Source organism: Yinghuangia sp. YIM S10712 (assembly GCF_051388935.1).
Classification (GTDB): Bacteria; Actinomycetota; Actinomycetes; order Streptomycetales; family Streptomycetaceae; genus Yinghuangia.
In genome coordinates, this window is sequence record NZ_JBPKBI010000014.1 from 98,830 (window position 1) to 124,409 (window position 25,580).

The window sequence follows — 25,580 nt, forward strand, 5'->3', positions numbered from 1 at the left end:
AGATGCCTTCAGGCGCTTCCGGTTGCCTTGTGGCGCTGGTAGTGGCGCGCGACGCGGACGCGGTTGCCGCAGCGGGCGGCGGAGCACCAGCGGCGGCGCGGGTGCGAGGGCAGGAAAAGCATGACGCAGTCGTCGGCCGCGCACTGACGGACTTCGGCGACCGAGGGGCCGGCCAGGAACTCGGCGCCGGCCTCGGCCAGCCATGCCGCCAGTCGTGCCCCGGGTGTTCCGGTACGGTGCCGGGTCGCGGTGACCGCCCCTCCGTTCCGGACAAGTTCCAAAATCGCGGGCGCGGCCCGCTGGGCCTGGTTGAGGGCCTCCACATCGTCCGCTGCCGGTTGGTCGCCACGGAGGAGGCGCCCCAGGGCACGTGAGATGTGTGCGCGGACGTCGTGGACGGCGGCCAGATCGCCGGGACCCAGGTCGCCGGCGGCCGGCTCGCGTGCCTCGTCGAACCGTTCGGCCTCCAGTCGCAGCCAGGCGCGGAGGTCGGCGGGGGTGGCCAGCAGGTCGCCCGCCGTCGGGTGGGTGTTGACCAGGTCGAGGGCCAACGGCTCGCCGGTCAGCGGGATGAGGTCGCTCATGTCCCTAATGTTACTTGAAACGGTTGACACATTAGAGGCTTGATCGGTATGTCTAATGCATCTGCACCGCTGAAAGGCGTTAGACATGCTGCTTCCCGCGATCACCCGGGCCACCCACCGCCACCTCGACGTCGACGGCGTCCGGGTCTTCTACCGCGAGACCCGGCCCGCGCGGCCCGACGCGCCGGTGCTGCTGCTCCTGCACGGATTCCCTTCCGGCTCCCATCAGTTCCGCCGCCTGATGGACGTCCTCGGCTCGCGTTACCGGCTCATCGCGCCGGACTACCCCGGCTTCGGGCACACGGAGGTCCCGGACGCCTTCACCTACTCCTTCGACCGGCTCGCCGACGTCACCGAAGGTTTTGTGCGCGGGCTCGGCCTGACCCGGTTCGTGATGTATGTGTTCGACTTCGGCGCTCCGATCGGCTTCCGCCTCGCCGAACGGCACCCCGAGTGGATCGCGGGCCTGATGGTGCAGAACGGCAACGCCTACGACGAGGGCTTGTCGGACGGCGCCCGGGACTTCATCGCGCTACGCCCCGAAACGCCCGGCGCGGAGGAGACGATCCGGGAGCTGCTGACCCTCGCCGGTACACGCATGCAGTACGAGACCGGCGTTTCCGACACGGCGACGCTGTCCCCGGACGCCTGGACGCTCGACCAGCACTTCCTGGACCTGCCCGGCCGCAAGGAGGCACAGGTCGCATTGGCCTTCGACTACCACTCCAATGTCGAGCGCTACGACCGGTGGCAGACGTGGCTCCGCACGAACACCCCGCCCACACTCATCACTTGGGGTGTCAACGACCCCTTCTTCCCCGCGGCCGGTGCGCGCGCCTACCTGCGAGACCTCCCTCACGCCGAACTGCACCTGTTCGACACCGGCCACTTCGCCCTGGAGACCCACCTGCCCCAGATCGCCCCGCTGATCGCCGACTTCCTCGACCACACCGGGCAATAGCGGGGCGAAACCCAACAGAGGTGGCCACAGCGTCCGGGTGCGGGGCTCTTCAACGCGGCGGCCGGTCACCCGCCGCCCGAGACCTGGCGGCGGGTGACCAGGTCGGAGACCGGTTCGTCCGGGAGGACGCAACCGCGGCAACCACCAAAATCGCGCTGCGCCGACACCACCGCCATCGGGGCCGAGATGATTGCGCCGGCCCGAACCGGATGAATGAAACGCGGTTCGGGCCTCCCAGGGCCGGGCGTGCGGTTCGTCAGTTTTCGGCGTGTCCGTTCGGGGCCCAGCCGCGGCTCATGGCGAGGACGGCGTCGCGGCGGCTCAGTGCGGCGAGCGGCGAAGGTCCGGTCGGGTTGTCGCTTCCGTGGATCCATGTGGGGCCGTCGGCCAGATGGGCGAGCGCGGTCTCCGCGACGTCGTCGGGGTCGGCGAGTTCGCCGGGCGAGACGTCGCCTTTGGCCTCCAGGGTCCGGCGCAGGGAGGGGGTGTCGGTTCTCCCGAGGACCAGGCTGAGGACGTCCACGCCGCGGTCGCGCCACTCCACCCACAGGCTTTCGGCGAGGATGAGGTCGAACGCCTTGGTGGCCCCGTAGGTGGCGAGGGTGGCTCCCCCGGCCCAGGCCGCGCCCGAGGTGACCAGCACGACTCCCCCGCGCCCGCGCTCGACCATCGGGGCACCGAACCGGTAGGCGGCTTCCAGTACGGCACCGCAGTTCCGCCGGACCAGACTCAGGTGTGCGTCGAGATCCTTGTCGAGGAAGGGGAGGCCGACGTCGTCCGCGCCGGCGTTGTACACGAAGAGCCCGATTTCGAGGTCGGCCGTCGCGTCGACGAGCTTGGTGACGGCGTCCGGGGCGCTCAGGTCGAGAGCGACCGTACGGACCTCGACGCCGTACTCGGCGCGGATTCCGTCCGCGGACGCCTCCAGCACGGGGACGCGGCGTGCCACGAGCACGACGTTGATCCCCGCGGCGGCCATCTTGTTCGCGAACGCGGCCCCGACCCCGTCGGACCCGCCGGCGACGACGCCCCACGGCCCGTACTTGCCCGACAGTGCTGCAACCATCTCGTGCTCCTCCGTGTGTGTGCAACCGGCCCGTCGCATGCTTGCTCGCCCCTTGCTCGCCCCTTGCTCGCCCGGATCATCCGGCGAAGGCCCGGAGGCCGTGTTGCGGACCTTCTTCTCGATCGGGTCCGAGGACAGGACCGCGCCGATGATCCCGAGGTCGGCTCCCGCGCTTCAAGCGACCTCGCGCACCATGGTCACGTCCCCCGGCCGGGCTCGTTCACGGCGTCGGGCGGTCGTCGGCGGGCGGCGCAAGCATCGCCCGGTGCTCGGCGGTGCCGTCGAGGTTGGCGTTGATCCGCTCGGCGATCCGCCAGCCGTGCGAAGTCCGCTTCCAGCGCCAAGTGTTGGCCGAGACCCGGGCCACCCGGAAACGGTCGGCGTCGGCGTCCCAGCGGATGTTGAGCGCGTAGCTGCGTCCGGTGGCCTCGTCACCGTCGACGACGATGTGCGGGACGGTCAGGACATGACCGCACCCGTTGAGGATCAGGCTCTGGTGGCCCGGGCCGTGGACCATGCCGGCGATGTCGTCCCGCCCCCGCATCTCCAGATGCGGTACGGCGTCGAACGCACCGTCCTCGGTCCACAACGCCGCGGCGGCGTCACCCGAACCGCTGTCGACAGCGGGCCCGTACTGCGCGACGAGCTGCATGATCTCGACCTGGTCCTCAAGGGCACGGACCTTCGCGGCCAACGTCTCGACGGTGGCACGGAGTTCGTCGATCTCGCTCATGTTGCGGCCTTTCCACGGGTGTTCGGCGGAGTCGGCGCCTCGGTGCGTTGCGGCGTCCGATCGGGGGAAAGCACGGTCCACGCCCCGGTCAGGGCACGACGACGATGCGCACCGGCCCGTCGGCGCTGCGTGAGGAGTCGAGCGCGGCGGCGACGTCGTCGAGCCCGACGGTTCGGCCGAGCATCGGCGAGACGTCGAGGCTGCCGGAGCAGACCGCGTCGAACGCCTCGTCCCAGTGCTCCATCGCCGGGCCGCCGCCGAATTGGATGTTGATCCCCTTGCGTTTGGCGGTCAGCGTGTGCAGGTGGTCGCCCTCAGGCGGTCCGCCCATCGAGAAAATGCGGGTGCCGCGCTCGCAGCCCTTGATGATCGCGTCCAGGACACCGGGGACACCGACGCACTCGAACACCACGCAGCCCGGCAGGCCGAGCGGGGCCGGCATGTCTTTCATGGCCTCGGACTCGCGTGCGATGTCCCGCCACGCTTGGTACGGCGAGACCTCGGCGGGGTCGATCACGACATCCGCGCCCATGGCCAGGGCGGTCTCGCGGCGCGAGGCCACGAAGTCGACCGCGAAGATCGGCCCCACCCCCAGGCGCTTGAGGTTCGCGATGGCCGACAAGCCGATGGCGCCGCAGCCGATGACGAGCGGCACTTCCTTCGTCGTGATCCGGGCGCGGGCCGCAGCCGACCAGCCGACCGAGATCGCGTCCGCGACACACACCACCTCACTGGGCAGGTCCGAGGCGACGACCCGGGCGATGGACTCGGTGATCAGGAAGTACTCGCCGAACCCGCCGGGCGAGTCGGGATTCTGGCCGATGATCCGGCGTCCGCCGGGCACGGTCAGGATCGGCAGAGAACTCACACGCGTGCCAAGCGGAATCCGCCGTTCGGTGTCGGGGCCGTAGCCGATGACCTCGGCGCAGTACTCGTGGCCCATGACGATGTCGACGTCCTGGTCGTACGTCGACATCCCGCTGTCGTCGTCCTCACCCGCGTCCGGATGGTCCATGAAGTGCAGGTCCGACGCGCAGATCCCGCACGCGAGAGATCGGACGAGGAGTTGCCCCGGCCCGGGGACCGGATCGTCGACGGTCCGGGCCTGAACGGTTCCGCCCCTCAGCACAGCAGCACGCATCGTCTCTCCGCCTTCGAATCGGTGGGCGCCACCCAGCCGTTCACACCACCGCCGCCGGGCCTTCCCGGAGCGCGACCAACCGCCCCACGGCACGCATCTCATCACGCGCCTTCGCGACAAGGACTGTAGTGACAAGCACCCATTTACAGAAGACCTCCTCCTGAAAATTTATAGAAGACGTTCTCCTGTAACTGGACCGGAGACCGGGGAAGCCCCCGGCACCTCGACCGGTCACTACGATCACCCCATGGCAGATCAGAGCCGCCGCCCCGGCCGCCCACGCGACACGAGCATCAGCGAACGCGCCCTCGCGGCAACGCGCGACCTGCTGGTCGAACGAGGCTTCGACGCGACGACGATCCAGGCCGTCGCCGAACGCTCCGGCGTCCACGCCTCCGCGATCTACCGCCGCTGGCCGTCCCGCATCGAGCTGATCGAGGAAGCCACGTTCCCCGGGCTCAGCGCTCCGAGCGTCCAACCGACCGGGGACCTCCGCCGCGACCTGCGCCGCTTCCTCCGCGCCTACCTGGCCGCGTTCAGCGCCCCCGCGTCACGCGCCGCCGCCGCCGGACTCATCGCGCACCACCGGACATCCAGCCGCCCCCACCCGCCGGCGCTGTACATGCGCGTGTCGGCACGGCCGCAATTCCAAGACATCCTGCGCGCGGCACCACCCGGCAGCGTCGACCCCGCCGTGGACCCGGACGACGTCTTCGACATGCTCCTCGGCGCCGTGCTGGCCCGTACGCTCCTGCCCGCCGCCCCCGCACAACAGCGCCCGATCGAACGCACCGTCGACATGATCCTCCGACTCCTGCGCCCACCCGAATAACGAGGCCGCCGGGGAGCGGCGTCGCGTCCCGCTGAGGCGTGTGGCCAAGATCGCCTCAGGGCGCCCCGCCCACTCGAAGTTCCGCACACGCGGGCGGCCTGCGTCTCGGCTTCGACGCTCAGCCGCCCGCGGTCAGCGGAGGCACGCGAAGTCGGCCGCGCCTCGCCGGTGCCGTCGAGTCGCGCACAACCAGCTTGACCGGCAAGGTGATCGGCCGTCCGGTACGAAGCCGGGGTACGGTGCCCGAGGCCAGCAGGACGTCCACCGCTGTGCGGCCCTGCGCGCGCAGCGGCGCGACGATGGTGGTCAGCGTCGGGGTGACGATCTTGCTGGTGAAGATGTTGTCGAAGCCGATGACGCTGACGTCCTCCGGCACCTTTACGCCGTGCGCCTGGAGCCCCAGAATCAGCCCGATCGCGAGTTGGTCGTTGTACGCCACCACGGCTGTCGGCAGGTCGCGGACCAGGCGTTCGGCGGCCAGGCGACCCCCCGCGACGGTGGGCACGAACGGTCCGAGGCCGTGGACGCGTTGGTCCAGTTTCACCGCCGCATTCCGCAGGCACAGCCATCGCATGCCGTCCGCCCACGACGCTTCCGGACCCGAGACATAGGTGAACGACCGGTGGCCGTGGTGCGCCAAGTGCTGGGCGGCCAGCCGGGTTCCCTGCGGAATGTCCAGGACGATGCCCGGCACACCGGCCACATCGCGGTTGAGAACCACCAGGGGGCGTTGCTTGGCGATCGTGCGGATAGCCGAGTCGGACAGCCGGCTGCCTGCGAGGACGATTCCCTCGACGACGGACAGCGATCGTTGCAGGCTGTCGTGCTCCATGCGGTTGGATTCCTGGGCGTCCAACAGCACCAGCACATACCCGGCCTCGGCGGCAGCCGACTCGGCACCGCGGATGATCTCCGTGTAGAAGGGATTCGTGACGTCCGAGACCAGGAGGGCGAGCATCGAACTCCCGCTCGCCTGAAGCCCCGACGCCAACGGATTGACCCGGTAACCGATTTCAGCGGCCACCTGGCGGATGCGTTCCGCAGTCTCCGCCTTCACCCGGCCCGGCCTGGCGAAGGCCCGCGACACGGTCGACGGCGACACACCCACAGCTTGCGCCACATCGTAAATCGTCGGTGGCCTCGGGGTTCCGCCGTGACCGCAGACATCAGCCAACGTCGACGAGTCCTCTTCTGAATCTGCCACTGATGCTTACCGTCCGTCGCCCTTCTCCGCGGACTCGCCGGTCGAACAGGTCCGTTCGCCCTCACTGCGGGCACGGAGGACAAGCAACGCGGTAACTCCCCCACGAAGTCCGGGGTGGGCTTCGTGGTGCTTCAGCTGTGGCAGGCGGCTTCACCGCCCACTTTCATTAAACAATTGTTTACACAAGCGCCTCGGCCAGTCAAGGACGAGTCCCCGGGCAGAGGCGTCCGTCGACGCATCGGATCGACGCGCACGTCGGCACACCCCGCCTCGGTGCGGCGCAAGCCGACGAGATGTTCGTACGTCCGACCTGCGACGGCGCCGACGGCGTGGTGGATGTGTGAACCGGTGGCCTCTTGAGTTTGAGTTGCCTTGCCGCCGATCGGGCACGAGCGCCCGGTCGGCAGCAAGGCAGTTGACTGGCTTGTCAGTTGCTCGAAGAAGCGGTTCAACCGCCTAGCGCTGCCTTGCTCTCGGCGGCGCTCTCGGGAGCGGCCGGAGCAGGGTCACCCGTGCGCAGCGTGACTGCGGCGAGCAGGGCGCCTGCGGCCGCGATGGCGGCGGCGCCGAGGAACGCGGCGGAGAAACCGTCGGTGAGTGCGCCCGGGTCGCCGATCTCTTGGGCGCCGTGGGCGGCGGCGACCGCAGTCATCGCGGCGAGTCCGAGGGCCGAGCCGATCTGGTAGCTGGTGTTGACGATGCCGGAGGCGAGGCCGCCTTCCTCGGGGCGGGCGCTGGAGATCGCGGTGCCGAGGGACGGGATGAACGCGAGCGCCATACCGGTCGCGGCGAGCAGCGAGGCGGGCAGGACGTCGACCCAGAACGTGCCGTCGGCGCGGACGAACGACAGCCACAGCATGCCGCCGGCGAGGGCGGCGAGCCCGGCGACGGTCAGCGGCTTGGGCCCGAACCTGGCGATCAGGCGCGGTGCGACGGTGATCATCATGACCATGATCGCGACGGTCATCGGGAGCAGCGCCGATCCGCCGGCGAAGGCGCCGAGGCCGAGGACCTGCTGCAGGTACAGGTTGAGGAAGAACCACATCGGCACCCACGCCGCGGCCATTAGGAGTTGCGCGAGGTTGGCGGCGCCGAGGTTGGGAGTGCGCAGGATCCGCGGCGGCATGAGCGGCTCGGACTTCTTCGACTGGACGACCAGGAATAGCGCGACCAACCCGATACCGCCGGTGAGGACGACAAGCGTCTCGGCGGAGCCCCAGCCGGTTTCGGGGGCGCGGACGACGGCGTACACGGCGGCGGCGAGACCGCCGGTGACCAGGGTGGCGCCGAGCCAGTCGATCGACCCTCGGCGCGCGGGGGCGGACGGCATCAGCGGCGGGATGGCGATCAGTGCGAGGGCGACGACAGGGAGGTTGATGTAGAACACCCAAGGCCAGCTCGCGTATTGGGTGATGAGCCCGCCGAGGAAGACACCGGCGGTGGCGCCCGCGGGAGCGGCGGCGCCGTACAACGCGAACGCCTTGGTCAGCTCCTTCGGGTTGTTGCCGAAGAGCATCATCAGCAGTGTCAGAGCAGACGGTGCGATCAGCGCGGCGCCCGCGCCCTGGACGGCGCGGCCGACCAGTTCGATCCACACCTCGCCCGCGAGCCCTGCGGCGAGCGAACCGACGCCGAGTATCGCCCACCCGGCGGAGAACATCCGCTTCGCACCGAACAGATCGGACAGGCGTCCGCCGAGCAGGAGCAGGCCGCCGAAGGCGATCACGTACGCGTTGAAGACCCACGACAGGTCTTCTTGGGAGAACCCCAGGTCAGACTGCATGTCGGGCAGGGCCACGCCGATGATCGACGTGTCCATGATGACCATGAACTGGGCCAACGCGATCAGCGCCAGCGCTGTCCAGCGTCGCGGATCGGGTGTTGTCTCGGCCGCGGACATCACGACCACCTCCATAGGGGGTAGGGGTATGCAAGCGCCATGGAATATACCCCCTGGGGGTATATTTTGTACAGTCCGAGGCTCCCGCGGGTCGCCATGACCGCCTTCGGCGACGAGGTCATTTGAGCCCGACTCCCCCGACCCACTTGACGGCATACCCCCTGGGGGTATCTTCTGAAGCACAGCCGGCCCGGTCGTCACGGATCCGCCGGCCTCGAACCCACACGGGTGCCGGTCGGCACCACGCTTGCCCACGGAACCGCGAAATTCCGGAGGACCTGATGAACACGGCAATACACGTCGGCGCGTCCGGCATCGGCGACGCCGTCGGGGCGGTCGGCGCCGACAAGCCCTCGCGAGCGCACGAAGGCCATGGCGGGAACTCCGCCGAGACAACCGCGGCCTCGCCAAACTCCGCAGCCTCGTCCACAGTCGGTGGTCTGCACGCGTCCGAGCGCGGCTACACCCTCATCCCGCCGCCCGAGCCGCTGCCCGTCGGCGTGCCCACGGACTTCCGGTTCCGGATCCTCGGTCCCGAGAGGACGCCCTGGACGCGGTACGAACGAACGCACGCCTACTTCGCCGAGTTGCAGGAGCGTTTCGAAACCGGTTTCGACCCCGCGCGCAGTCTGCTGCCCGACGCGGGCGAACTCCGGTCGCCGCACGGGCTGTTCCTGGTCGCCCGCTCCACACCGAACCCGTCGGCTGCGTCGGCCTGAAGCTGCCGTCCGGGGCCCCGGCCGAGATCAAGCGCATGCGGGTCGCGCCCCACGCCCGAGGCCTCGGACTCGGCCGCAGGTTCCTGGCCGAGTTGGAGGCACGCGCTGCCTTGCACGGCCTCGACGTTCTGCGTCTGGACACCAACAAGGCCCTTGGTGCCGCGATCAGCCTGTATCGCTCCAGCGGCTTCCGGGAGGTCACCGCCTTCAACGACGAGCCGTACGCCCACCACTGGTTCGAGAAGCGGATCACCACCACACCGCCGGGGTGAGGAGCCACCCGAATTCCCGGCACTGCCCCGGGCTTTGACCTTCCACCGTTGCTATGAGCCTCAAGCGTTCTTGTGCCGCCCGCTTGGAGAGCCCGCATGATCAAGGCAACAGATGAGAGTGACTGAGCCTCATTGATAAATCCCGCAGCAGTTGTGAGCCCCCGTGGGCCGAACTCCGGTACGACGCAAGCGCCCGGGCCACGGGTCCCGGCGAACACCGGCCGTCAGACGGGCGAGCCGCCGGGCCGTCGGGTCCTGCTCAGCCCGTACCCGCGGCCCTCCTTGGCGGCGGCACGCCAGTAGGCGGCGTTCGCCCGCTCTCGGGAGCGCTGGTAGCCCGGGGAATCGCGGTAGTCGGCCGAATAGGCGGGGTCTCCGTGCGACATGCTCTCGCTTGGAGCGGGCGCGGCCGTGTTTCGCGCCGCCCGTATGGCAGCGGCCTGTTGATGCATCCTGAAAGGCCCCCCGGTCAGCTGCATCAGCTCGTCCGTGGTCAGGTCCGCATACAGTTCGCGGGACTGCTGCGGTGCGTTCAAGCCCGCGGCCGCGGGCCTCCTCTCAGGCTCGTGCGCAATGTCTCGTTCAGTCATCTGCCGGCTCTCCTCGACGCGACGCGGGCGACTCTTCCAAGCGCACTGATCCGCGCACGAGTGTATAAAGCCGCGTTGACACCCCGGGACCCTTGCGATCACGCCGCTGGGCGTCACTCGACGGATCGAACTGGCGCAGCTCAGGCTCGGATGACTTAACCGCGCGTCCCGCGACCGGCCTGACGCCGGTCACGTGACCGATGTGCGATGCTCCGACCCGGCCTTAGCTTCTCTCGCAAAGAAAGGGGAAGCTGATGTTGCTGGAGAAGAAGACCGCGGTGATCTACGGTGGCGGCGGCGCGATCGGCGGCGCGAATGAGGCAGTGGGTCGCGTCGCCGCGTTCGTCGCATCGGACCACGGCCGCAGCATCACCTCCACCCAGGTCAACATCTCCGTCGGCCGTGCTACGGCTGACAATCAGCGCGTGTGCGGTTCGCCCGCCCACTCAGCGGACCGGGAACCCGGCGCCCGCCGCGCCTCGTCGGTCAGCCGCGGCCACAGAACTCCGTCTCCACGACGCGTTCTTCGAGGGCTTCGTCGCCCCAGTCGGCGTTGCGGTTCAAGGACAGCACGTGGCTCCCGTCGGCGGTACCGACCGTCCGGGACAGCGAGCCCGGCAGCATGCCTCCGTGCCCCCAGACCGTGACACCGCACGAAAGGCGCCACGATCTGATGCCGAGCCCGTAGGTCTCCTTGTCGCTGAGGACGTGCCCGGCGAACATCTTTTGCTGCTGCGCCGGCGGGAGGAGCCGACCGGCAAGGAGTTCACCGAAGAAGTGGTTGACGTCGCGGAGGGTCGAGATCATCTCGCCGGAGGCACCGGCCACCATGGGGTTGAACTCGGTGACATCGTGGACAGGGGCGCCGGGGTCCCAGTTCTGAAGGATGGAGTAGTGCCGTCCGTGCGGTCGTGGCAGGTACGGCGAGGCGCCCGGCAGGTTGGTCCCCCACAACCCGAGCGGTTCGATGAGACGGATGCGGATCTGCTCGGCGTACGTGCTGCGCGTAACGCGCTCGATCACCATTCCAGCCAGGGCGTAGTTGGTGTCGGAGTACTCCCACTCGTTCTGAACGGGTGCGTGGGACATGCCGATCGCGACCAGTTCGTCGCGGCTGACGCCGGTGAAACGGTTTTCGAGGAACGCCTCGCCGGTGAACCTGGCGAGGAAGCCCTCGTCTTTGTTGTAGTTGAAGATCCGACTGGTGTGGTTGAGGAGTTGGGCGACCGTGATGCGGCGGCCGTCGTTGCCGTTGCCCTGGACGACGCCGGGCAGCCACTTCTCGACCGGGTCGTCGAGTGAGAGCCGGCCTTCGGCCTCCAACTGCAAAAGCACCGTGGCGGTGAATGTCTTGGTAATGCTCGCGATGCGGTAGCGGTCGACCGGCAGGCGGGGGCGGCGGGTGTCGGTGTCGGCGACCCCCGCGCTGCCGTTCCAGTGGCCGCCAAGGTCGTCGACCCTGGCCACGACGCCGGGGGTCCCGTCGCGGACGATGGCCTCCAGTACGGCCCTGGTCGCGGCGTGGTCACGGCCCTTCGCCGACGCACGGTCGAAATTGCGGCCGTCGTCCGACGCTGTGTCGGCGGCGGCCGGTGCGGCGAGGCCGCCGGCGAGCACACCGGCGCAGGCGACGGCGACCCCCGCCCGTCGTACGCGGCTCGGCCGACGCCTGGACACGGACCGGATCTCGAAGCGCGCTTGCATACATATCCCCGTTCGGCTTGTCGTCTGGACGGACGGTGTCCCGCCCAGACCGACGCTAGGAGGCAGTCGCGGCCGAATCCTCGTGCCGGTGAACGGTTGTGGCGCGGACCGCCTCCACAGCGCGGGGTAAGGGATCCCGTAAGGGATCCAGTAGGGGCCGAAGTTGCCGGGACACCCCGGGCCCGATGCCTTGCCCGGAATGCCCAAGCGACCGCTGCGGGCGGGTGATCGCGGACAACCGGCCGACGCCGGGATCGTGAAACGCCCCGGCCGGCCGCCGGCCTTTCGGCCACCGGCAGGTTCCAACGGAGCACCGGCGCCGACTACGCGTATGCAGGATGGCCGCCACCGTCGGGCCGGCCACCTTCCACGGCAGAACCGGCGCCTTCGGGAACGCTCGCGGCCACCAGCGCGGCGGCGAGTCAGCCCGTGGCTGCGGACCGCAGCGCCGGTTGCCTTGGAGTGGGGGGCGCCGGGGCGATGGCGAAGAGGTCTTTGGTGTCGGTGAGTTCGAGCAGGCGTAGGACGCATTCGCCTGGGACGAGAACGAGTTCGACTCCTTGGCTCCGACAGGCGCTGTGGGCGCGGAGGAGGCCGTTGAGGCCGGTGCTGTCGCAGAAGGTCACCGCGGTGGTGTCGATCCACAGCTTGCGCGGCGCCGGATGGGGCCGGGCAGCGGCTTCGCCGACGGCGGCGTCGACGGCCTCGCGGAGCTGGTTCGCCGCGTCGTAGTCGATCTCTCCCCCGACGCGGCACACGACTCCGGCCTCGTCGGCACCGTAGTCGATGCGCAACTGGCCGACCGACGCTGGAGGTTGCTGCGGGGCGGTGGCACGGAGCGGGTGGTGGAGCATGGGTGTCGGGACTCCCTTGATGCAGACATGTCCGCCTTCGGCTGCCCAGATCATAGCTACGGAATACCGGAATTGGAATTCATCAATCAGCATGCCGGAACGGGGCGTCGTATCATACGAACGTGAACGAGAGCATCCATCCCCAACCGCGGTGGACGTTCCTGACGAACCATTCCCGCGTCCTCGCCACCGTGGCCCGCGACCCATCCATCCGGGTCCGCGACATCGCCGCCGCGTGCCTGCTCACCGAACGCGCCGTCGGCGCCATCCTGTCCGACCTCGAAGAAGCCGGCTACCTCACACGCACCCGCGAAGGCCGCCGCAACGTCTACAAAGTCACCCCCGGCACGGCACTGCGCCACCCCACCGACGGTGGCCGCCCCATCGCCGACGTCCTCGACCTGCCCTCTGCGGCCGGGCCGGGCCACAATTCCCACACTTCGACCTGACCTTCCCGCAACCGCGCAGACGCGCGTACGAAACCGCAACCCCTTCGAAACCCAGAAACGCATCATCCGCCGGCCCCGCCCGCGCCGAGCCGGTGCCGCGCCACGGTCGAAGCCCGCCTCGCACTCCGGGCTACTCACCACCGACGCCGTCGGCGTCGCGGTCGAGGTGCGGCGAGCCGGGTGGACGGCGACGGAACCGGCCGCGTGGCGGGCTGCGGTACCGCGGGTCTCGGTGGCGCGGGCACGGGGGCGTGCAATGCCGTGCGGTCGCGCGCAAGCGAAGGGAGCCAAGCCCGCTGGATCACCGGCCAGATCGTGCAAGTAGCGGGCGGGCACGCGCTGTAGAGACAGGGCGAGCACGCGGACGCCCGAGGCTGCCGATGCAGCCCGGTGGCGGCGATATCCATGCTTGATCAAGCATCCTCTCCTCCCATGAGAGGAGGCCTTCTTGGAGCATGTTCGTGCAAGGAAGTGTTCGCCCGCCGAGCGGGCCTCGTATCAGCTCAGGGCTGCACGCAAGGCCTGGACCGTGGGGCCCAGTTCGGGATCGCCGGTGAAGGTGTTGAGGGCTGACGACAGCACCTCTGCGTACGTGGCGCGCGCGGCCTGGTAGCGGTCTCGTCCTTCGTCGGTGATGACGGCGTAGACGCCGCGCTTGTCGGACGGGCACAGGTCCTTGAAGGCGAAGCCGGCCGTTTCCAGCCTGGCGACCAGGCGGGTCACCGAAGACTGCCCCAGGCCGACCCTGTCGGCCAGGTCCTGCATCCGCAACTCGCCCTTCTCCGCGTGCTGTAGGTGCTCCAGGGACCGGAACTCCGAGAGGCCGATCCCGTGCCGGCGCTGCAGAGCGAGGGCCAGTTCGCGTTCGACGTGCGCGTGCAGCGAGAGGACACGGTTCCAGACGGCCTGGTCGGAAGTGCGCAGGGGCGTGCTGTGTGCAGTGGCCATGGGTGCGTCCTCCGTAAGGCTGGTTGACAGCAGAGTACATGCACATGCAAGCTTATGCCGTTCGCGGGCCTCAGATCGAGGGCAAGCTCTTGGTGCGAAAATAATTGCACGTACAAGCAAATAGTTACCGAGATCCTCATGTCCTGGAGGCGTGTCCCTCGGCTGCCTCTGACCGCCCTTGCGGAATCGCCGGGTACCGGCATGACGCGGCGCGGGACAACCTGACCCGCGTCCGCATCCACCACGAAAACGAAAAGAGACAAGCCATGCAGTGGTTCCACCTGTCCGTCGCAGTCGTCTTCGAGATCGCCGTCGCCATCGCGGCCGGCAAGGCCGAAGGCTTCAGGAACCGCCCTTGGACCCTCGCGACCCTGCTCAGCGGTGCCATCGCCACGTTCTTCCTCAGCCGGGCACTGCTGACTTTCGACGTCGGCGTCGGATACGCCCTGTGGACGTCCGTCGCCGGCGTCGGAATCACCCTGCTCGGAGCGCTCCTCTTCGGCCAGCGCCTCAATTGGGGCAAGGCCCTCGGCATCGCCGTCATCATCGCCGGTGTCGTCGGCCTACAACTCAGCGGCGCCGCCTGACAGGCCCGGCCGACTCCTCTCAAAACCACCCTCGCGAAAGGACTCCGACGTGTCCGCCACCCCCCGCTCCTCGGCCAATTCCTGGCTCATGCTTCTGCTCGCCGGGCTGTTCGAAGTCGGCTACGCCCTCGCCGTCGGCGGAAGCCACGGCTTCACCCATCTGTCATGGTCCCTGGTCGCCGCAGTGTTCTTCCTTCTGACGCTCTGGGCACTGAGTGCCGCGCTGCGGACCATAGACGTCGGCATCGGCTACGCGGTCTGGGCAGGCATCGGGGCAGTCGGCGCGGCGCTGCTCGGCCCCGTCTTCTTCGACGAGAACCTCTCCCCGGCCCGGGCCACGTGGCTGGGCGTCATCATCGTCGGCGTTGTCTGGCTCAAGCTCGCCGACAGCCCGCAGGAGCCTCGCGTCGCAGAGCGCTGAGCGGCGTCGAACCATGCAGGCAACCAATGACGTGCGGTGACAGCAAGGTCACCGACCTCGGGTTTGCCGGAGCCGTCCCCCGACGTGGGTGGCCCCGGCCTCGTCTCCGAGCCGCAGCGCTGCGGCCGACGAGACGACGGGTTCTCCGTCCGCTACCCGACATGCGCGAGCCGCAAGTTGACGGACGTTCGCCGGATGGCCGTTATCGCGCTGATGCGTCATGCGGCCAACGGCCCCAGTCCGGGCACCTCGGCCGGGATCCCGGCCTCGATCAGCGTCCCGGACCAGGTGGCGACGGTCGTCGGTGAGAGCTCGTACGCGCGTATGCGCCATCCGCCGTCGCCTGGCCCGCCGCTCAAGGGCCCGGTTGGGCGGGCGGGTCCCGATCTCTGATCAGGACATGGGCGACAGATCGACATAGCCTCGGAATATCCCCAACCGCACGACTCCGTAGGAGGTGTCATGACGTTCGTCCAGGTCATCGACTGTAAAACCAACAGGGTCGATGAATTGAACCGGCTGATGGACGACTGGGTCGAAGCGACTCAGGGCAAGCGAACGGCCACCCACTCGATCGTCGGGCAGGACCGTGCCGACTCCACCCACATCGTGGAGATCGTCGAGTTCCCTTCGTACGAAGAGGCGATGAAAAACTCGCAACTGCCCGAAACGGACCGGATCTTCCAGGAGATGGTGGCGGCCTGCGAGGGAACGCCGACGTTCACCGACCTCGAAGTCCTCCGGGACGAGCAGCTGAACAAGATCACAGTCCGCAGATTCTTCGAGGAAGTGGCCAACAAGAGGAACGTCGACGCGGAAGACGTGCTCTGCACCCCCGACTACCGGGAGCACGATCCCATCTTGCCGTCCGGCGAAGCCGGGGTCGACGAGTCCAAGGCGGCGAACCAAGAGGCCAACACCGCGTTCGAGCCGGTAGTGACCATCGAGAGCCTGATCGAGGAAGGCGATCTGGTCAGTGCCCGGTTCTCCTTCAAGGGCCGTCACGTCGGCTCGTTCATGGGCATGGAACCCACGGGCAAGGAGTTCTCGACAACCGGGCAGGCGACGTTCCGCTGCGAAGGCGGCAGGATCGCCGAAAGCTGGTGGAACAACGACTACCTCGGCCTGCTGCGGCAACTCGGGGCCGTCGAAGGGTAAGTCCCGTTCCCGAAAGGCCCGTTCCCTCACCGCTCACACGACCCGGCGTACGGCCGGCAGTCACAGCAGTGCGACCGCGCGGGACGCCGTCCGCACCGCGCTGCGCCCTTCGCAGCGAACGCGACCCGCCTGCGCGGCCGCGCCTGCCGGCTTCGAGACGAACCTCGTCGGGGGCGCGGGCCGCCCGGTGGGGGGCGACTGCACCTGCTCCGGGCCCTGGCCCCGGCGGGCACCGAGCGGATCGGCCGACACAGGGGGCGGCACATTGTGCTGCTGGAGCGTGCTGGGTTCGTCAACACCTCCCTAACAACCGGCGCGCCCCAGGGCACGGACCTGCCTCAGCCATCGTTCACGCCGTTTCGGGCTCGCCGACTGCATGTTGGCCAGGAGGGTACGCCGGACCGGGCGGAATCCGCAGTGGCGCAGGAAGGCTCGGCGCATGTTCCGCCAGAACAGATCCTCACGCGCCAGGAACGCCACGGCTTGAGGGGAGTTCTGCGTGTAGATCACTCGTGCCGAGCGTCCCTTCAGGAGCTTGTGGATGTACGGCGGTCGCTTCAGGTAGTCCACTCCGACGCCGGGCAGGAAGACCCGGTCGATGAATCCCTTCAGCAGCGCCGGAACATGCCACCACCAGCAGGGCGTCACGATCACGAAGTGCTCGCACCACCGAACCGCATCCCGCGCTTGGACGAGATCCGGCTCCAGCGGCTGCGGGTGGGTGAAACCGCCGTGGAGGATCGGATCGAAGCGCATTTCCCGCAAACGCAGTAGCCGGACGTCGTGTCCGCCCGCCCTGGCGCCCTCCGTGTAGGCATGCGCCAGGGCGGCGCAGTAGCTGCCGGCGTCAGGATGGCCGTCGATGACGAGAATGCGCCGCACCCTTGTGCCTCCTGATGTCGTGGTGGGTCCTTCCAGACGACCTCACCAATTGGGCCGCCTGCTCCGCGCGAGGGCGAGGCCCGTGTGCGGTGACGTCTTTTGCCGCCCCGATGCCGTCACGACTCGTCGTCGGACGGCCCGAGACGAGTCGGCCGGCCAAGGCCAGGCCGGGTTTCTCCGATGAGAGGGTTCAGCCGAGGCCGGCAACCAGCAACAGCACGGCCGAGCCGGTCATCAGCACCGGGCAGACCTTGAACCAGACGACACTCGTGCGGGCCCCCGTAAGAGCCGTCAGCCCTGCGAGGACGAGCAGCGTTCCTGCGATGACGCGGTATGCCCAATCAGCCGTGGACGTCCCGGCGCCGACCGCAGTGACGACGATGACCAACGCGGCGAGAGACCACATCGTCACCGCCTCCGCCAACCACTCTTGGACCAGCACGCGACGGCTGTCCTGGGAGATTTCCCCGAAGCCCGCGACGACGGCCCGGGTCGGGATCGCATGCGTGACCCCCCACAACCCGACCAGGCCCGCGGCGGCATACGCGAGAACCTCTTCCATGCTCCCAGAATCCCTTCATGGCCACGACTCGCGCCACTCAACCCGCAGGGCAGCGACCGGTCTGGCATTACGCCCGACGTGGTGGACGCGCTCGACGCAGCGGTGCGTGTCCGCCGGTTGACGGTCACGGTCAACGGACGCTCCTGGAAGAGCCGGGCCACCACGCACGTACCCCTCGACACCTCGCCCCCGTGTGCCGACGCCTTGGCGAGCCGCAGGTACGTGACAGTCGGGACGGTCTGGTCGCGGCCGGATTGCGGCACCTCACCCCCGGGGCTGCGGCAAGGCGCAGCGATCGAATATCGCGATTCGGTTTCCCGTTTGACCGTCGACGTCGCCGCATTTGCGGTTGTCAATGTCCTACGTGCACCGACGAACTGCCTCGTCGTGTTCTTCCATGCCCCCCGCCGGGGCTGTCACCTATGGTGAGCCGGGCCAGTAGATCAACTTTGCAGGGGGATTCGTGAAGCGAACGGAACGCAGCCGGGCCCGTGTTGTCGCGACGGCGTTGACCGCGGGCGTCCTGGCGGCCTTGGGTACGGTCGCCACATCGGGGACGGCCCAAGCCGAACCGTACGACTGCAGCGCGGACACCCGACGCGACGTTGCGGCTGCCTACTGCAACAGCGGCACCGGGCAATACCGAGTCGTGGCAACGTGCCGCGGCGTCTCGGGTGTCCAGTACGGACCGAGTCAGCGTCCCGGGACGGCGAGCGTGGTCAACTGCCCGAACGGAGCGCAGGCGGTTTCGGCGAGTTGGGAGATCACCGAATGGTGAGCCGTGAGCCCCTGACGCCGGAGCCTCCGGCAGGGCGCGGTACCTGCGTGCTGGGGCTCTGCCGACAAAAATCGGGCCCCGCCTCGGGTTTCGGCAGCGGTTGTTGACGTTTCAGGACGAGGCAGCCGAGTAGGTCCGCAGTCAGTGGTCGGGAGTCCGGCAGGCACCTGCGACCGCCCGCACCCGGGCGTCGCGGCGATCTTTCGATCACGCCTGCCGGACCACCGCAGTCGGAAAGGTGGCGCCTGTGCCGGGGCACGACCCGGCGGGAGACGGAAAGGGCTGAGTGGTGGCGGACGCGGCGGAGGACCTGGTGGACGCATCCGGTGGAGATGCAGCGGCGTTCGGCGTCACCGTGGCTCTCGCCGACCAGGCGGCAGCCTGTGGGCGCGTCGACTCCGTGGAGTTCCACCAACCCGCAACGCGCCGGAGGAACTCGCCGAGAGCTCAGTAGCCCACGTCCCGCCGCCGGAGCGCGGCCAGCCCGGTTGCCATCAGGGCCGCCGACAGGGCCGTCAGACCCGCCAGGGGGACGATGTCGATGCTCTCGGCCGGAACTTGCGGGACGTATTCGAAGGGCGAGAGTCCGCTGAACCAGCCCGGCAAGTCCAGGACTTCACCGAGCAGCCCGATGGCGAGGCAGAGGGCCAGTGCCCCCCAGGCGATGTTGGTCGCGCGGGGCAGGAGGCCGAACAGGGCGGTCCCGAGACCGATGAAGAGCCAGACGGCCGGTGCGTAGGCAAGGGACGCGCCGAGCAGACGCGGCACCTGGCTCGCGTCGTGAGTGGTGGCGGCGTACACAAGGCCGATGCCCAGCCCGGCGGCGGCGAGGACGGTCACAGCCCCGCAGGCGGCAACGGTCAGATGGCCGGCGGCCCACCGGCCGCGCGAGACCGGCGTGGCGAGTACCGGTTCGGCCCGCAGCCCGGTTTCCTCGCCGCGCAGCCGCAGTGTGGACTGCACGGCGTAGCCCGTGCCGATCAGGGCCACGATCAGCAGAGACCGGGCGAGGTACGAGTCGGTGAGGTCGGCCACGCCGGCCCGGGCGATGACGTCGCGCAGGGCTTCGTTGTCGCCGATGAAGTCCTCGACGTCGTCGGCGACCCAGCCGTAGGCGACGCCGGTGAGGAACACCCCGGCGGTCCACCCGATCAGGCTGCCGCGCTGGAGCCGCAGCGCCAGTCCCAGCGGGTGGCCGAGGCCCGGTGCCGCGCTCGGCGGACCGGGGCGCGGCTGCACCAGGCCCGCGCCGACATCGCGGCGGCCGGCGAGTGCGACGGCGGTCCCGATCACGGCGATGGTGAACGCGACCGCGACAAGCAGTGGCCACCACCGTTCGCCGGCGAAGGGGCGGGTCTTCTGCACCCATCCGATGGGTGAGAACCACGAGAAGCCGCCTCCGCCGATGTCGCCGACGGCCCGTACGACGAACGCCACCGCCAGAACGGCGCCGGACGCCCCGGACACCACCCGGGTGTTCTCCGAGATCTGCGCCGCAACGAGGGCGATCGCGGCGAACACCAGTCCGAGCAGGGCAAAAGTCGCCCCGAAGAGCACCGATCCGGTGGTCGGCAGGTCCATACCGATCAGCCCGAGCGTCACCGCGCCACCGACCAGTGCGTTCATTCCGGCCACGACGACCATCGCGGCGGCGGCAGGCGCGTACGGGCCGACGGGCATGGCCAGGATCAGTTCGGTACGCCCGGTTTCCTCCTCGGCGCGTGTCTGGCGCGCGATCGTGAAGATGCTCAGCAGGGCGACCACGACCAGCCCGAAGGAGCCGACCTGGAAGGCGATTTGGCCGCCGAGGGTGTCGAGCGCCTGGACGGGGCCGTTGAAGGCGATCGCCGCGGCGTTGTCCTTGCTGACGGCGGCAGCCTCGTCGAGGTCGGCCTGGGTCGGATACAGGCCCTTGACGCTGGCCGCGGTCAGAAGCACGAGAAGCGGGATGGCCGCGGTCCACACCGCGAGACGCACACGGTCGCGCCGCAGGATGAGGCGGACGAGTATGCCGGTACCGGTCAGGCGGGTCACCGGACGTCACCCCTGCCGGTGACACGCGCGGACGAGCGGGTCGGGCCGACTGAAGTGGGAGCCGGAGAAGACGCACGGCCTCGGCCGGTGCGCTGTGGTCCCTCGTCGGGACCGTCGTCATAGTGCCGCAGGAACAGCTCTTCCAGCGTCGGCGGTCGGCTGGTCAGCCCGCGGAGGCCGAATATGGTCAGTCGGCGTACGGCGTCATCCAGGCGATCGGTGTCGACGTCGAATCGGGCGCGGGAGCCGTCGAGGCGGAGGTTGTGGACTCCGGCCAGCGCTTCGAGACCCGTGGCCGGCCGATCGGTCACGGCATCGATCGATGTCCGGGTCAGGTGCCGCAAGTCGGCAAGGGTGCCGGTTTCCACGGTCCGGCCGGCGCGGATGATGCTCACGCGATCGCAAAGGTTCTCGACCTCGGCCAGGATGTGGCTGGACAGCAGAACGGTCCGACCTTGTGCCTTCACCTCCCGGATGCACTCCTGGAAGACCGCCTCCATCAACGGGTCGAGCCCCGAGGTCGGTTCGTCCAGGATCAGCAGCTCGGCGCTTGAGGCCAGCGCGGCGACCAGGGCCACCTTCTGCCTGTTGCCCTTGGAATAGGTGCGCGCCTTCTTGGTCGGATCGAGCTCGAACCGCTCCAGGAGCTCGTCGCGCCGTGCCGGATCGAGGTCGCCGCGCAGCCGGCCGAAGACGTCGATGATCTCGCCCCCGGACAGCTTGGGCCACAGACTGACGTCACCGGGCACGTAGGCCAGCCGCCGGTGCAGGGCGACGGCGTCGGACCACGGGTCACCGCCCAGGAGTGCGACCTCTCCCCCGTCGGGGCGCAGCAGGCCGAGCAGCACCCGGATCGCCGTGGTCTTGCCCGCTCCGTTGGGGCCGAGGAACCCGTGCACCTCTCCCGTCGCAACCGTCAGGTCGAGACCGTCGAGCGCCCTGGTCCGTCCGAACGTCTTCACGAGCCCTTGGACGGAGACTGCCGCGGTGTCCCCGCGCGTGGCCACATCGCGGTGGCGTGATGCGGGCCTGAGGGGCATGACTGTCTCCGTTTCGTCGGGGAGCGGACCGGACCGGTGGTGCCGGGTCGGCGGGAGTCGGTGCGATGGCGGCGGGTTCACGCCGGGCGGAGGCCGGGAACCCGGTCGGGATCCGCAACCGTGCTGATGTGAGGGTCCCGGCGAAGTCCGCCGGAGAACAGGGCCGTTCGGCCCGACTGACGCTGTGGCTTGGAAGCGCCGTCCCGGATTCGTCACCTGCGCCTTTCAGTCCGCCTCCATGTATGGCCGGCGCCCGAACGAAACAGTTGTTCCTGTCGGGCGGAGGATGCCGACGGCTTGGGCAAGGCAAGCATCAGCCGAGGCCCCGGCGTCCAGGTCGTGCCGGCCGTTCCAGGGTTCCGTTTCCGCCGCCATCTTGCGAGCGACGGCCGCGTCGGCGTCCGACCAGTCACCGCGACGGGCTGCCAAGCGCTCGAAGGCGGTGGCCTCGTCGGCGACGCATCGCAGAGAAACGAGTTCCGCGGCGGCGGCCTCGGCAACGCGCGCCGCCTTGTCTCGGGGACCTGCTGCGTGCCAACTGGCGTCCAGGACCACTGATTCGCCCATGGAGAGCATCTGTCGGGCCCGGGCGAGCATGGCGTCGTAGTTCGCAGCGATCCGGTCAGGGCCGTACAGCGACGCGGGCGCCGCCTCGCCTCGGTCCAGCCCCGCGAGGTCCTTCCGCAGCCGGTCGGTGCTGAGCACGCACATGCCCAACGTGTCGGCCAGGCCGCCGGCAAGGGTGGATTTGCCGGTGCCGGGGAGGCCGCCGACGAGGATCAGCCGTACTGCCCCGGCTCTCAGGTGCCGCAACGTCAACGCGCAGTATCGGGCCGCGAGTCGGGCCGCTCCGGCAGCCCCTTGGGCACTGCGCATCCATGCGACCTTGGCGCGGACGAACGCCCGGTACGCGACGTAGTGGTGCCACAGCGAGGTCGGAGCCGGGTCACCGGAGAATTCGACGTACCAGCGGAGGAAACGCTCGGCGAGTTCCGGGGCGCCGAGGCGTTCGAGGTCCATGGCCAGGAACGCCGCGTCGTCGAGGCCGTCGAGACTGCGCAGGCTCTCGTCGAACTCCAGGCAGTCCAGCACACGCGGGCCGTCGTCGAGGCAGAAGACGTCGTCGGCGAGCAGGTCTCCGTGTCCTTCGACGACGCGGTACTGCCGTACTCGCTGGTCGAACAGCTCACCGCGGCCGCGCAGGTAGGCCGGCGTCAGCCGCTCGATCTCGTCGATGTCGGCGGACACGGGGTCGGTCACCGGTTCGGGAAGCGCGCGCACCTGCGCGAAACTGTCCGTCCACCGCCTCCGCAGCATGTCGCGTGTGCCTTGGCGGTCGATTCCCGGGCCTCGCGGGGCCTTGGCATGCCAGACCGACAGCATCCGCGCCACGTCGCGGAGAGCGTCGTCCACGGGCGCGCCGGCGCTCACGAGCGTGGAGAGACGACGGTGGTCGGGCATCCTGCGCATGAGCACCAAGTGATCCAGGACCTCGCCGTCCTCGTCGCGGATGTCGCCGACCCCCAGATAGACGTCCGGTGCGAAGCGCCGGTTGAAGTCGACTTCGTTCCGGCACGCCGTGTGCCTGGCCTCTCGCGTGGTGAAGTCGACAAAGCCCAGGTCGACCGGCTTCTTGAGCTTCGCGACGCGGTCGCCCGCGAAGTAGACAACGGCGGTGTGGGTCTCCGCGCAGCCTGCCCACGGCGGCGGTGCGGCGTTTGCACTGGTCGCGTCTGTGCGCACTTCGAGCCCCTTCGTTGTGACCGCGTATGCGAGAAGGCCGGTCGGCCACGGCGGCCGACCGAACCGCTGCAAGGCCCGAAGGCGATGACAGCCCGCCGTCCCGGCCGGTACCGCCGTGTCTTCGGCGTGGTCGCCTTCACTGTCGTTCCACTCGACAAGGCCCGACAGGGCCCTTCGGCCCCCGTCTGCCCGGCTGGAAGACCCGGCACCGCGGCAGGAACCGGCAACGGCGTCGGGCCGAGGCACCGGGACGGGACGTGGCCCGGTCGGCGGCACAGGGCGAAGGACGCCGCGCGCTGTGCCCGGAAGACGTTCGGCCGACCGCACGGAGCAAAGGAACACCGGCACGGTCGGGGTGGGCCGAAGCGACGAACGCCGACCGTCGGCCCCTTCGCGCGGGACCGAGATCTCACGCATCGTCGGCCACCGGCCCCCGAGGGCATCGAGAGTTGGCCTGGCGCGCCGAGCGGGCGGCCGTGCGGTCGGCGCGGGCCGTTCGGCCCCCCAAGCAGCGACGAAAGGCCGTGCCGCGGAAGGGGTCGCGCGAGCGAACCTGGGATCACACGGCGGTGTCGGACCGCTGCCTCAACGGCCCGGGAGAGTTCCATGACCACAGCGCCACTCACTCCCAAGCAGCGCGACCGGATTCTGCGGGCCGCCACCTCGGCGCCGTCCAAGCACAACACCCAGCCGTGGTGGTTCCGGTGGGACGGCGACCGCCTGGAAGTCCACGTGGATCCGGATCGCACGCTCCCGCTGGGGGACCCCGACACCCGGGAGGCGCACATCGCCTGCGGCGCCGCCGCGTTCGCCGCCCGCCTCGGCTACGCGTCACTGGGTTTCGGCACAGCGGTCGACCGGCTGCCGGACGAGGACGACCCCTGGTTCGCCGCCCGGGTGCGGGTCACCGACGCCGCCCCGGACCCGCGGTTCGAGGCTTTGTACTGGATGCTTCCCCGCCGCCGAACCCACCGCGCGCCCTTCCAGGAAACGCCCATTCCGCCGCTGGTTCTCGAATACATGCGCGACGCCGCGCGGGACGAGGGCACCTGGCTGCGTGTCATCGAGCACGGGCCGACGTACGAGCACCTCCTGGGCATGATCCGTCAGGCGACCGATCTGGAAGAGGAGCACCTGCGCGAGGAGCGCGCGAAGTGGGTCGCCTCGCCCGACGCGATACACCGTCACGACGGAATCCCCGCCCGCAGCCTCGGACCGCAACCCGAAACCCCCACGGGAACGGTCCGCGACCTCGCGATCGGCCGCGACGTCTCCGGCCGCGGCATCGCCGTCTTCGAGGCCCGGCCCACCATCGCGGTACTCGAGACCCGCGACGACACCCCGGCCGCGTGGGTGACCGCCGGCCAGGGACTGCTGCGGGTCCTGCTCACCGGCACCCGCTACGGCGTCGCCGCCTCCTTCGCCAACCAGCCTCTGGAGATCACCGAACTGCGCGACGAAGTCGCGTCCGACACCAAGCACTACGGCACCGCTCACATGGTGCTCCGCCTCGGCATGGGCACCGACGTCCCCCCGACACCGCGCCGACCGCTCACCGACGTCCTCGGGCCGTCGGCACCGCGATCCAGGAACGGCGCGTTCCCCGTCTGAACGCCCGGTCCTGACGTCCGTCCGGGCCGGCCGGGCGCCGCCCGCGCCACCGATCCATCCCGACCGGGGCCTGAAAAGGTCCTGTGGACCACGACCGCCAACCGGAACGACCATGGTGATGAGAGGAGCTGATTGCGATGCGTGTCGTGATCGTGTACGAGAGCCTGTTCGGTAACACCCGGGAGGTTGCGGAGGCAATCGCCGAGGGAGTGCAGGAGGCGGACAAGGCCGCCGAGGTCGAGTGCGTGCGCGTCGACGCTGCGGATCCGGGGCGTATCGGCTCGCCGGACCTGCTCGTCGTGGGCGGACCCACCCACATGCGGGGCATGACCTCGGGGATGAGCCGGAAGATGGGTTTGCAGGAGGACAAGAAGGAAGCCGCGAAGGAAGCCGAGGAGGGCAGGCCGCACCGCGCACCCGAGGAAGGGGCAGAAGGCCCGGGTGTCCGCGGGTGGCTCCACAAGGTGCCCAAGACCCACGGTGGCACTCATGCAGCCGCGTTCGACACACGCGTGGAGTCCCGCATGGCGGGCGGCGCCGCGAAGTCCATCGCACACAAACTGCGTGATCGCGGCTACCGGATGGCAGCGGAGCCGGAGGGCTTCATCGTCGATGATCTGAACGGCCCGCTGCGCGCCGGGGAACGCGAGCGGGCCAAGGCCTGGGGCACCGCGTTGACCTGACGGTGCCCGGGGTCGGGGCGCCGGGGCGGGGGGGGGGGGGGGGGGGGGGGGGGGGGGGGGGGGGGGGGGGGGGGGGGGGGGGGGGGGGGGGGGGGGGGGGGGGGGGGGGGGGGGGGGGGGGGGG

General features: G+C 69.6%; 24 protein-coding genes and 1 pseudogene. 9 read left to right on the forward strand and 16 right to left on the reverse strand.

Going from position 1 to position 25,580, the window contains the following annotated elements:
* Positions 1-8: 8 nt before the first annotated feature.
* Positions 9-584 (reverse strand): CGNR zinc finger domain-containing protein, encoded by a 576-nt coding sequence (locus ACRX5W_RS24665; RefSeq protein ID WP_436790478.1) that lies wholly within the window; start codon positions 582-584, stop codon positions 9-11.
* Positions 585-669: 85 nt separating this feature from the next.
* Here ACRX5W_RS24665 and ACRX5W_RS24670 point away from each other — a divergent pair, with 85 nt between their 5' ends.
* Complete coding sequence (locus ACRX5W_RS24670; protein ID WP_436790479.1) at positions 670-1,545, forward strand: alpha/beta fold hydrolase; 876 nt, start codon at positions 670-672, stop codon at positions 1,543-1,545.
* Between the two features lie 256 nt (positions 1,546-1,801).
* On the opposite strand, the gene ACRX5W_RS24675 is transcribed toward ACRX5W_RS24670, so the two are convergent.
* The 3 genes from ACRX5W_RS24675 to ACRX5W_RS24685 form a co-directional block, all read right to left on the reverse strand.
* Complete coding sequence (locus ACRX5W_RS24675; protein ID WP_436790480.1) at positions 1,802-2,611, reverse strand: SDR family NAD(P)-dependent oxidoreductase; 810 nt, start codon at positions 2,609-2,611, stop codon at positions 1,802-1,804.
* Between the two features lie 220 nt (positions 2,612-2,831).
* Positions 2,832-3,344 (reverse strand): nuclear transport factor 2 family protein, encoded by a 513-nt coding sequence (locus ACRX5W_RS24680; RefSeq protein WP_436790481.1) that lies wholly within the window; start codon positions 3,342-3,344, stop codon positions 2,832-2,834.
* Between the two features lie 88 nt (positions 3,345-3,432).
* Positions 3,433-4,485 carry a zinc-binding dehydrogenase gene (locus ACRX5W_RS24685; protein ID WP_436790482.1) on the reverse strand — a complete coding sequence of 351 codons (1,053 nt, stop codon included), beginning with the start codon at positions 4,483-4,485 and terminating at the stop codon, positions 3,433-3,435.
* Between the two features lie 247 nt (positions 4,486-4,732).
* Between ACRX5W_RS24685 and ACRX5W_RS24690 the strand changes: the two genes are divergently transcribed.
* A complete protein-coding gene (locus ACRX5W_RS24690; protein WP_436790483.1) occupies positions 4,733-5,317 on the forward strand; it encodes a helix-turn-helix domain-containing protein in 585 nt (194 codons plus the stop codon).
* 118 nt (positions 5,318-5,435) lie between these two features.
* Here the strand turns inward: ACRX5W_RS24690 and ACRX5W_RS24695 are convergent, their stop codons facing one another.
* Both ACRX5W_RS24695 and ACRX5W_RS24700 read right to left on the reverse strand, forming a co-directional pair.
* A complete protein-coding gene (locus ACRX5W_RS24695; RefSeq protein WP_436790484.1) occupies positions 5,436-6,437 on the reverse strand; it encodes a LacI family DNA-binding transcriptional regulator in 1,002 nt (333 codons plus the stop codon).
* A gap of 532 nt (positions 6,438-6,969) precedes the next feature.
* Complete coding sequence (locus ACRX5W_RS24700) at positions 6,970-8,421, reverse strand: MFS transporter (RefSeq protein WP_436790485.1); 1,452 nt, start codon at positions 8,419-8,421, stop codon at positions 6,970-6,972.
* Positions 8,422-8,993: 572 nt separating this feature from the next.
* On the opposite strand from ACRX5W_RS24700, the pseudogene ACRX5W_RS24705 reads away from it, so the two are divergent.
* Positions 8,994-9,412, forward strand: a pseudogene (locus tag ACRX5W_RS24705) (GNAT family N-acetyltransferase); the annotation flags it as partial.
* Positions 9,413-9,636: 224 nt separating this feature from the next.
* Here the strand turns inward: ACRX5W_RS24705 and ACRX5W_RS24710 are convergent.
* From ACRX5W_RS24710 to ACRX5W_RS24720, 3 genes are all read right to left on the reverse strand, one after another.
* A complete protein-coding gene (locus ACRX5W_RS24710; RefSeq protein ID WP_436790486.1) occupies positions 9,637-9,798 on the reverse strand; it encodes a hypothetical protein in 162 nt (53 codons plus the stop codon).
* Positions 9,799-10,488: 690 nt separating this feature from the next.
* A complete protein-coding gene (locus ACRX5W_RS24715) occupies positions 10,489-11,679 on the reverse strand; it encodes a serine hydrolase domain-containing protein (RefSeq protein ID WP_436790487.1) in 1,191 nt (396 codons plus the stop codon).
* 449 nt (positions 11,680-12,128) lie between these two features.
* Positions 12,129-12,560, reverse strand: a complete 432-nt coding sequence (locus tag ACRX5W_RS24720) for an STAS domain-containing protein (RefSeq protein ID WP_436790488.1) — start codon at positions 12,558-12,560, stop codon at positions 12,129-12,131.
* Positions 12,561-12,682: 122 nt separating this feature from the next.
* On the opposite strand from ACRX5W_RS24720, the gene ACRX5W_RS24725 reads away from it, so the two are divergent.
* Entirely contained in the window at positions 12,683-13,009 is a 327-nt protein-coding gene (locus ACRX5W_RS24725; RefSeq protein ID WP_436790489.1) for a helix-turn-helix transcriptional regulator, read from the forward strand.
* A gap of 498 nt (positions 13,010-13,507) precedes the next feature.
* Here the strand turns inward: ACRX5W_RS24725 and ACRX5W_RS24730 are convergent, their stop codons facing one another.
* Positions 13,508-13,957, reverse strand: a complete 450-nt coding sequence (locus ACRX5W_RS24730; RefSeq protein ID WP_436790490.1) for a MarR family winged helix-turn-helix transcriptional regulator — start codon at positions 13,955-13,957, stop codon at positions 13,508-13,510.
* 266 nt (positions 13,958-14,223) lie between these two features.
* Here ACRX5W_RS24730 and ACRX5W_RS24735 point away from each other — a divergent pair, with 266 nt between their 5' ends.
* Both ACRX5W_RS24735 and ACRX5W_RS24740 read left to right on the forward strand, forming a co-directional pair.
* Positions 14,224-14,544, forward strand: a complete 321-nt coding sequence (locus ACRX5W_RS24735) for a DMT family transporter (protein ID WP_436790491.1) — start codon at positions 14,224-14,226, stop codon at positions 14,542-14,544.
* 88 nt (positions 14,545-14,632) lie between these two features.
* Complete coding sequence (locus ACRX5W_RS24740) at positions 14,633-14,965, forward strand: DMT family transporter (RefSeq protein ID WP_436790548.1); 333 nt, start codon at positions 14,633-14,635, stop codon at positions 14,963-14,965.
* Between the two features lie 218 nt (positions 14,966-15,183).
* Here the strand turns inward: ACRX5W_RS24740 and ACRX5W_RS24745 are convergent, their stop codons facing one another.
* A complete protein-coding gene (locus ACRX5W_RS24745; RefSeq protein WP_436790492.1) occupies positions 15,184-15,324 on the reverse strand; it encodes a hypothetical protein in 141 nt (46 codons plus the stop codon).
* Positions 15,325-15,427: 103 nt separating this feature from the next.
* On the opposite strand from ACRX5W_RS24745, the gene ACRX5W_RS24750 reads away from it, so the two are divergent.
* Complete coding sequence (locus ACRX5W_RS24750; protein ID WP_436790493.1) at positions 15,428-16,123, forward strand: ester cyclase; 696 nt, start codon at positions 15,428-15,430, stop codon at positions 16,121-16,123.
* A gap of 303 nt (positions 16,124-16,426) precedes the next feature.
* On the opposite strand, the gene ACRX5W_RS24755 is transcribed toward ACRX5W_RS24750, so the two are convergent.
* The 5 genes from ACRX5W_RS24755 to ACRX5W_RS24775 form a co-directional block, all read right to left on the reverse strand.
* Positions 16,427-17,005, reverse strand: coding sequence for an NAD(P)H-dependent oxidoreductase (locus ACRX5W_RS24755; protein ID WP_436790494.1), 579 nt, complete (start codon positions 17,003-17,005; stop codon positions 16,427-16,429).
* 190 nt (positions 17,006-17,195) lie between these two features.
* On the reverse strand, positions 17,196-17,567 hold the full coding sequence (locus ACRX5W_RS24760) for a hypothetical protein (RefSeq protein WP_436790495.1): 372 nt from the start codon (positions 17,565-17,567) through the stop codon (positions 17,196-17,198).
* Between the two features lie 1,225 nt (positions 17,568-18,792).
* Entirely contained in the window at positions 18,793-20,379 is a 1,587-nt protein-coding gene (locus ACRX5W_RS24765; RefSeq protein WP_436790496.1) for an ABC transporter permease, read from the reverse strand.
* Positions 20,376-21,419: an ATP-binding cassette domain-containing protein gene (locus tag ACRX5W_RS24770; RefSeq protein WP_436790497.1), complete on the reverse strand. Its 1,044-nt coding sequence runs from the start codon at positions 21,417-21,419 to the stop codon at positions 20,376-20,378. Before ACRX5W_RS24770 ends, ACRX5W_RS24765 begins: the two co-directional genes overlap by 4 nt.
* Before the next feature lie 225 nt (positions 21,420-21,644).
* Positions 21,645-23,162 (reverse strand): AAA family ATPase, encoded by a 1,518-nt coding sequence (locus ACRX5W_RS24775; protein WP_436790498.1) that lies wholly within the window; start codon positions 23,160-23,162, stop codon positions 21,645-21,647.
* A gap of 606 nt (positions 23,163-23,768) precedes the next feature.
* On the opposite strand from ACRX5W_RS24775, the gene ACRX5W_RS24780 reads away from it, so the two are divergent.
* Both ACRX5W_RS24780 and ACRX5W_RS24785 read left to right on the forward strand, forming a co-directional pair.
* Positions 23,769-24,773 (forward strand): Acg family FMN-binding oxidoreductase, encoded by a 1,005-nt coding sequence (locus ACRX5W_RS24780; RefSeq protein WP_436790499.1) that lies wholly within the window; start codon positions 23,769-23,771, stop codon positions 24,771-24,773.
* 137 nt (positions 24,774-24,910) lie between these two features.
* Positions 24,911-25,456: a flavodoxin family protein gene (locus ACRX5W_RS24785; RefSeq protein WP_436790500.1), complete on the forward strand. Its 546-nt coding sequence runs from the start codon at positions 24,911-24,913 to the stop codon at positions 25,454-25,456.
* Positions 25,457-25,580 lie beyond the last annotated feature (124 nt).